Here is a 7,477-nt window from a genome sequence, read left to right on the forward strand (position 1 = left end):
GGGCGCGTCCCGCCTTTCAGGTTCGCTCGCCCATCGTATTTTTAGTCAGAATCAGCTCGTTGCGTCCGTCGGCGGTACGGTAACGAACTTTGTCCATCATGGAATAAATCAGTATCAATCCGATTCCGCTTTCTGGCCAATTTTCCAGGGCGCCGGGCTCGGGGAACGACCGTTGCTTATCCGCCACCGCCTGCAGAATGTCCGCCGGTATCGGACGCCCCGTATCGAAGAGCGTTAGAGTGATTGCGCCGGAAGAAAGTGACATAGTCACCTCAATCGTTTGCCGAGCGTCGTAATCGACGCCGTGCCGGACGATGTTGCTGAATGCCTCGCTGGCCGCCAAATCCAGCTGATATATCGCCGCGGGATCAAGCGGGAACGGCGCCACGAAACGTTGGAAGGCACGGCTCAACGTCTCGAGGTTCTCAAGCGTCGCGCCCAGGCGCAGCGCGGTGGTGGCAGTCTCCATCAAAGCCTCCCGGCAAAGCGCCGCACTATTCGCGGGCGAGGATGTTCATTGCGTCCTGACGCGTGGCGCCGATGGTAAAAATACGGTCCATGCGGGTCAGTTTGAACAGGTGCTGGATATTGCCGTTCAACGAACACAGCACCAGCTCCCCTTTCCCGTTCAACGTTTTGAGTATTGACACCAGGGCGCCCAAACAGCTGCTGTCGATGAAATCGACCCGGCTGAAGTCGAGCAGTACGTGATGGCCATGACGCTCGATCACTTCCAGCACCTGTTGCTTGAACGCCAGCGCGACGGAGGCGTCGAGACGACGCACCAGCGGCACCACGATCTCAATGTCATTTTCGGTGTGCATTTCAAAATTCATAGTCTTCCTCATCGATGTTGTCGGGAGTTATGCGGTGCGCTCTATCGCCACCAGCGAAATATCGTCATTAAAGAAACGGCCGTACTCTGCGAGCCCGTCGGACTCCGGCTGGCTCCAACTCACCAGCTCGCGCTCAACGCATTGGAAAACGGCCGAGCGCGGCTGCCTACGCTGCGCGATCAGCAACTGCTGCAGCCGCGTTTCCCCATAAAGCTCGCCTGCGCGGTTCTCACATTCACTGATGCCGTCGCTGTAAAGATAGAGCCGTTCGCCGGGCGCCAGGCAAAACTCGCTGCTTTGATATTCCGACTGCGGAAACAGCCCTACGGGCACGCCGCCGAGGCCGACGGTGCGCAGCTCGCCGTCCTGACGGATAATGAACGGCGTCGGGTGCCCGGCCTGACAGAGCGCGCCCAACCCGGTTTGCGTGTCGATAAAACCGTAGATGAGCGTGAAATAGCTGGTGATCTCTTCGTTATCCAGGCAAAAACGCCGGTTGAGCGCAGCGACCACCTGATGTGGCGCGACGATGTTCCCGTCGACGATCAGCAATCGCTCATCGATCCGTCCGGTGAGAAACTCTCTGGCCACCGCCAGCGACAGCATCGCCGCGCTGACGCCATGGCCGGCGACATCAATACAATAGAACGCCAGATGACGGCTATCGAGCGCAAAATAGTTCAGCAGATCGCCGGAAACGTACGCGGAAGGCAAAAACATCCAGTCCGCCTGATAACCGCTGAACGCCAGCGATGCCGACGGCAACACGCTGCGCTGCAATCGCGCGGCGGCCTGCAGATCCTGCTCAATCTGTTGGTAGGCGCTGCTCAGGCGCTGGTTGCGCACCGCCAGCGTGCTTTCCAGCGTCAGGACGCGTTCCGCGGCATGCAGCCGGGCGCGCAGCTGGCTCTGATTGACCGGCTTGGAAAGGAAATCGTCAGCGCCGGACTCCAGCCCCTGCACCAGATCGTCGATCGATTGGCGCGCAGTCACCAAAATGGCATAAATGTAATGGCCGAAGTCACGCTGGCGAATTTGACGGCACAGCGCCACACCGTCCATTTGCGGCATTTCCCAATCGCTGATGACGGCGTTGATGTTCTGCGTCTCCAACATTGCCAGCGCGTGTACGCCGTCCTGCGCCTCCAGCACCCGGTAGCCCCATTTACTTAGCATGCTGCCCAGCAGGTGTCGGTAACTCCTGGAGTCATCGACGATCAGGATAGTCAGAGAGAACGCGCTGTCTTTGTCCGTCGGTTCCACAGTCACACTCGCTTAAAACGGGAGCGTCCAGCTCAGGTTGATCGTCCCGCGACGAAAATTGGCATTGGCATCGCTGCGCCACGGGTAGCGCGTGCCGGAATAGTTGTCGTAATGCACGGAAACCGCGCCCGGCAAATAGCTGGACACATAGCCGATACTGTAGGTGTAATCGTAATCCCACGGCTGCTGTTGCCGGCTATCGGGATAATAAAACGACGACACGCGCAGGAAATAGTGTTGCAGCAGCGTGTAACCGCAGCTGGCCAACAACGAGCTTTTATTGCGCTTGATGCCGCTGTCGGCCAGAGAATAGTAACGCGGGACATAGCTATACCCCACCTGGCAAATCAGCGCGTCCTCTTTGTTGATCAGCAAGTGTTTTTCGAGGCTGCCCGGCAAGCTGAATTTATAAGCGAAAGTCCAGGCTCCCCGCTCGAAGTAGGTATGTCTGGCGCCGCTAGCGGGATAAAAATGGTTATCCTCGCTGTAGTTGCCGTACACCAGGCTGAAGGTGCCCGGATGCCAGTCATCGTAACCAAAGCTGTACACGAAGTCGGTGCTGTATTTATTGGTGTCCTGCAGCGGCACACGCACCGTCATGTTGGCAAAAAAATAGCTCATCGGTGAATACTGCATGCTCAGCAACAGGCGCTGGTTGTATTTATCATGGATCTCGGAAGCGTCCCGTCCCGTCGGCACATAAACCGGATGACGAGCCAAATCCGAGTTGTAGGTCAGCGCCGTGGAAAAAGATGACTCGCTGCCCGAAAACAGACGCGCCCAGGGGCTGGTGAATACCCTTACCGCCGGCTGGTTAGGCACGGTGTCCGCCGCCCAGCCGCAAACGCTGAACAAACAGCCGGCAAGCGGGGACAGGCGCCGAAATAAACGGGTGGTCATGTCAGTAATGCATCCCCCAAATATCCCTGGCGTAGCCGCGAATGGTGCGATCGCTGGAAAAACCGCCCATGCGCGCGATGGTCAACAGTGCGCGACGGTGCCACTGCCCCGGCTCATCGAAATCGGCCGCCGCCCGCTGCTGGGCCAGCCGATAACTCTCAAAGTCCTGAAGATGGCAGAAATAGTCGCCGGTGAGCAGGATATTGCGTAACGGCGCAAACAGCTCGTTATCGGCCGCGAACAGGCCCGAAGTCAGCGAATCCACCACGCGCGCAATGCGCGGGTTGTTGAGATAATGATCGCCGCCGTGATAGCCATGGCGTCTGATATCGTCGATTTCCTCGGCGGTGGCGCCGAACAGATAGAAATTATCCGCCCCAACCGCATCGCGGATTTCGATGTTCGCTCCATCCAGTGTGCCGATGGTCAGTGCGCCATTGAGGGCAAATTTCATGTTACTGGTGCCCGAGGCCTCGGTGCCGGCGGTCGATATCTGCTCGGACAGGTCGGTCGCGGGGATGATATGTTCGGCCAGTGAAACCTTATAGTCTTCGAGGAAAGCCACTTTCAGCTGGCCGCCGACGCGAGAGTCCTGATTAATGCGCTGCGCCACGGCGCCTATCAGCTGAATGATCAGCTTGGCCACCGCATAACTGGGCGCCGCTTTGCCGGCGAACAGATGCACTTTGGGCGCGATAGTCTTACCGCCCTCTTTGATCTCCAGATAAAGATCTATGACGTGCAGAATATTCAACAGCTGGCGTTTATATTCGTGGATCCGCTTCACCTGACAGTCGAACATCGCCATCGGATCGAGTTGTATGCCGTGACGCTGTGCGATTAATCGACATAAGGCGCCCTTATTCGCACGTTTTATCGCGCGTATCTCGTCGATCGCGCCAATATCGTCGGCCAATTTCTCGAGCCCCGCCAACTGCTGCAGATCCGTCGGCCATTCGTCACCCAGATGCTGATGCAAAAACGCCGCCAGCGGCGGGTTAGCCTGCTGCACCCAGCGACGCGGCGTTACGCCGTTGGTCTGGTTAATGAATTTTTCCGGCGAGATAAAATAAAAGTCCGGCACCAGGCTTTTCTTGATCAACTCCGAATGGAGTTTCGCTACGCCGTTAACCCGATGACTGCCGACGATCGCCAGGTTAGCCATCCGCATCTTCTTGTCGTTATCGCCCGCGAACAGGGAAAGCGACGGCAATAACTGCGGCTTATCGGGCCATCGCGCGGCGACGTGCGCCAGAAAACGTCGGTTGATCTCATAAACGATCTGCAGATGACGCGGCAGCAGTTTTTCAAACAGGCTCACCGACCAGGTTTCCAGCGCCTCCGGCATCAGCGTGTGATTGGTGAAAGCGCAGGTTCGCTGCGTAATGTCCCAAGCCTGCTCCCACGGCAGTTGGTGCTCATCGACCAACAGACGCATCAGTTCCGCCACCGCCAGGGCCGGATGGGTGTCATTGAGCTGGATCGCCACCCGCTCCGGCAGTGCCGTGATAGATGCCTCTTCCCCCGCATAATCGGCCAGCACATCGCGCAGAGTGCAAGCGACCAGGAAATACTCCTGCGTGAGACGAAGCTCCTTGCCGGTCAGAGCTTCATCGGCCGGATAGAGAATCTTCGAAATGTTCTCCGAGGCGATTTTCTCGCTTACCGCCTTGATATAGTCGCCCCGGTTGAAGATATGAATATTGAAGGAGTCTGAAGCCAGCGCGCTGTAAAGGCGCAGCTTATTGGTCGCCGAGCCCTGATAACCGGAAACGAAATAGTCGTGCGGGATCCCGACGAGGATCCGCCAGTCCATCCACATCGGGTTATAGTTGCCTTCGGCGTCTTCGCCATGTTCAACGCGGCCGCCGATCGGGATCAGCATTTGTTGGGCATGATGCTCTACCAGCCACGGCGAGCGCGTAGAGTGCCAGTCATCCGGCTGTTCTATTTGCCTGCCGTCATGGATTGCCTGTTTGAAAAGCCCATACTCGTATTTGATACCGTGCCCGGAGGCGGCGATATCCAATGTGGCCATCGAGTCGATGAAACAAGCGGCCAAACGGCCCAGACCGCCATTGCCTAAAGCCGCGTCGGGTTCCTCATCCACAATGCGCTCGAAATCGAATCCCAGTTCGGTGACCGCACGCTGCATATTCTTCAACAAGCCGGTATTGATCAGGTTATTGCACAATGACTGGCCTAATAAAAACTCCATCGACAAATAATAAAGGCGTTTCTTTTTCTCCGCCCGCTGTCTTTGTTGCGAAATTAGAAAATCATCATATTGATAATGACGGACGGTCAGCGCCACCGCATTGAAAACGTCGCTTTCAGTTGCCGTAGGCAAGGTCACACAGAGTTGATATTTAAGGTTATTTTCAATTTGCGCACTCAATTCGCTAACGCTCGGCGCATTGGCTACAGGCTGCTTGGATTTCATTGCACTTCCTTTCAGGAATGATGTTTAACGATATATTCGTTAAACGGCAATAAGTATCAGATAAATTCTAGCGCCTTTTTTTATAATGTCTTTTTTTTACCGGATTTATTTTTAATTCAAAATGAAATGGTATGGATGTTAATTATATTAAGGCGGTTCCCGCTATTTAAATGGGGAAAGCCAAGGGGATGTGGGCGCGGCTGCGGATATAGGAAACATGGCGGTTAAAACTGAACCCGCCCGGCATCCGGGGCGAAAGGTGCTCACCGCACAGGCCGGGCGCTCCGCCTTTAAACGCCGCTAAGCCTTGCAGGGCGGCAGCCCGCCGGCCAGCTTTTCATTTTTGACCTGGCACAACCCCGCCACGCCGGATTCCAACAGAATGCGCCGCGTCGCCATCAACGTCTCACGCTGCTCGTTCAGCGTCGCCATCATCCGCTCGATTTCCGCCAGCCGGCTGTCGACGCCTTGTATCAAACCATCCTGATAGGCGCTGCCCTGCAGCGCCAATACCCCGCGGATCGCCTGCAGCGAGAACCCCAGATTCTGGCCGATTTGGATCAGGTGCAGCCGCTCCAGCGCGCTTTCGCTATACACCCGATATCCGTTAACGCCGCGCACCGCTTTGGGCAGCAGACCCTGCTGTTCGTAGTAACGTATCGCCGAGGCGGCCATGCCGGCGCGCTCCGCCAACTCTCCGATTTTCATGCCCTATTGACCTTAAAGTTAACTTTAAACCTAGTATAGCGCCATTCCCCCTGCGACAGGAACGTACCCGATGTTTACCCCGCTGATTCTGCCCAACGGCAGCCGCTTACCCAACCGTTTGGCCAAAGCCGCGTTGGAAGAAAATCTGGCCGATGAAGGCCAACTGCCCGGCCCCGCGCTATGGCGTCTGTATCGCCACTGGGGTATCGGCGGCGCCGGCCTCATCATCACCGGCAACGTGATGATCGACGGACGCGCCATGACCGGCCCCGGCGGCGTGGTGCTGGAACAGGATACGCCGCTCGAGGCGTTCAAAACTTGGGCGGCGGCCTCGCGCCAGGAAGGCGCGCAGGTATGGATGCAGCTCAGCCACCCGGGCCGTCAGGTGATGGCCAACATGGGCGGCAACGCCTGGGCGCCCTCCGCCATCCCGATGGCGATGGGCAAGTACAGCAAGGCGTTCGCGCAGCCGGAGGCCATGAGCGAAGCGCAGATTGCCGAGGTGATCGCCCGCTTCGCCGCCAGCGCGCACGCCGCCGAAAAGGCCGGGTTTACCGGCGTGCAGATCCACGCGGCGCACGGCTACCTGATCTCCCAGTTTTTGTCGCCGTTGGCCAACCAGCGCAGCGATCGTTGGGGGGGCGAACTAACGAATCGCGCCCGTCTGCTGCTGGAGGTGGTGCGCGCGGTGCGCCAGCGTGTCTCGCCAGATTTTTGCGTGGCGGTGAAGCTCAATTCAGCCGATTTTCAGCGCGGCGGCTTTTCGCCGGACGAGGCCCGACAGGTGTTGTTGATGCTCAACGAACTGCCGGTTGATTTGGTGGAGTTGTCGGGCGGGAGTTATGAAAGCCCGGCGATGCAGGGGGAAGCCGCAGACGACAGCACCCTGGCGCGCGAAGCCTATTTTCTGACCTTCGCCCGCGATCTCGCCGCAGTAGCGCGCATGCCGGTGATGACCACCGGCGGCATCGCCCGCCCGTCGGTGGCACAACGGGTGCTGAACAGCGGCGTCGCGGTGGTCGGCATCGCCACCGCCATGGCGGAAATTCCCGATCTGCCGCGCCGCTGGCAAACCGGTGAAGCCCCTCATGCGCTGCCCGGACCGGTAAAATGGCGCGACAAAACGCTGACGCTGCTCGCCCGCATGGCGCTGATCAAGCGCCGCATGCACGCCCTGAGCCGCGATCGGACGCGCAACGTGCGTTATTCACCGCTGTGGTCGCTGCTCATCGATCGATGGCGCACCCGCCGCACTCTGCGGCGCTATCATGCCTGGTTACGGCAACGTTAATGACCGCGGGGGGGGGGGGGGGGGGGGGGGGGGGGG

The 7,477-nt window shown here is 58.2% G+C and carries 7 protein-coding genes; 1 reads left to right on the forward strand and 6 read right to left on the reverse strand.

Annotated elements, in window-relative coordinates; translation table 11 throughout:
• Positions 1 to 16: 16 nt before the first annotated feature.
• The 6 genes from ACJ8PE_RS05765 to ACJ8PE_RS05790 form a co-directional block, all read right to left on the reverse strand.
• Positions 17 to 469 (reverse strand): ATP-binding protein, encoded by a 453-nt coding sequence (locus ACJ8PE_RS05765; protein WP_197760509.1) that lies wholly within the window; start codon positions 467 to 469, stop codon positions 17 to 19.
• A gap of 25 nt (positions 470 to 494) precedes the next feature.
• Entirely contained in the window at positions 495 to 836 is a 342-nt protein-coding gene (locus tag ACJ8PE_RS05770) for an STAS domain-containing protein (protein WP_089194747.1), read from the reverse strand.
• 27 nt (positions 837 to 863) lie between these two features.
• Complete coding sequence (locus tag ACJ8PE_RS05775) at positions 864 to 2,099, reverse strand: PP2C family protein-serine/threonine phosphatase (RefSeq protein WP_046898360.1); 1,236 nt, start codon at positions 2,097 to 2,099, stop codon at positions 864 to 866.
• A 12-nt stretch (positions 2,100 to 2,111) separates the two neighbouring features.
• On the reverse strand, positions 2,112 to 2,999 hold the full coding sequence (locus ACJ8PE_RS05780) for a hypothetical protein (RefSeq protein ID WP_227414466.1): 888 nt from the start codon (positions 2,997 to 2,999) through the stop codon (positions 2,112 to 2,114).
• Between the two features lies 1 nt (position 3,000).
• A complete protein-coding gene (locus ACJ8PE_RS05785) occupies positions 3,001 to 5,442 on the reverse strand; it encodes a glycogen/starch/alpha-glucan phosphorylase (protein WP_442536724.1) in 2,442 nt (813 codons plus the stop codon).
• A gap of 300 nt (positions 5,443 to 5,742) precedes the next feature.
• Entirely contained in the window at positions 5,743 to 6,150 is a 408-nt protein-coding gene (locus ACJ8PE_RS05790; protein WP_089194745.1) for a MerR family transcriptional regulator, read from the reverse strand.
• Positions 6,151 to 6,220: 70 nt separating this feature from the next.
• Between ACJ8PE_RS05790 and ACJ8PE_RS05795 the strand changes: the two genes are divergently transcribed.
• Complete coding sequence (locus tag ACJ8PE_RS05795; RefSeq protein WP_099783091.1) at positions 6,221 to 7,441, forward strand: NADH:flavin oxidoreductase/NADH oxidase family protein; 1,221 nt, start codon at positions 6,221 to 6,223, stop codon at positions 7,439 to 7,441.
• Positions 7,442 to 7,477: the final 36 nt, after the last annotated feature.

Source organism: Serratia sp. CY74737, from assembly GCF_052166775.1.
Classification (GTDB): Bacteria; Pseudomonadota; Gammaproteobacteria; order Enterobacterales; family Enterobacteriaceae; genus Serratia; species Serratia ureilytica.

Excerpts from the sequence above, each read along its gene's own strand:
- ACJ8PE_RS05785 (WP_442536724.1), bottom strand. The coding sequence starts at position 5,442 with ATGAAATCCAAGCAGCCTGTAGCCAATGCGCCGAGCGTTAGCGAATTG.
- ACJ8PE_RS05795 (WP_099783091.1), top strand. The coding sequence starts at position 6,221 with ATGTTTACCCCGCTGATTCTGCCCAACGGCAGCCGCTTACCCAACCGT.
- ACJ8PE_RS05770 (WP_089194747.1), bottom strand. The coding sequence starts at position 836 with ATGAATTTTGAAATGCACACCGAAAATGACATTGAGATCGTGGTGCCG.
- ACJ8PE_RS05765 (WP_197760509.1), bottom strand. The coding sequence starts at position 469 with ATGGAGACTGCCACCACCGCGCTGCGCCTGGGCGCGACGCTTGAGAAC.
- ACJ8PE_RS05790 (WP_089194745.1), bottom strand. The coding sequence starts at position 6,150 with ATGAAAATCGGAGAGTTGGCGGAGCGCGCCGGCATGGCCGCCTCGGCG.
- ACJ8PE_RS05780 (WP_227414466.1), bottom strand. The coding sequence starts at position 2,999 with ATGACCACCCGTTTATTTCGGCGCCTGTCCCCGCTTGCCGGCTGTTTG.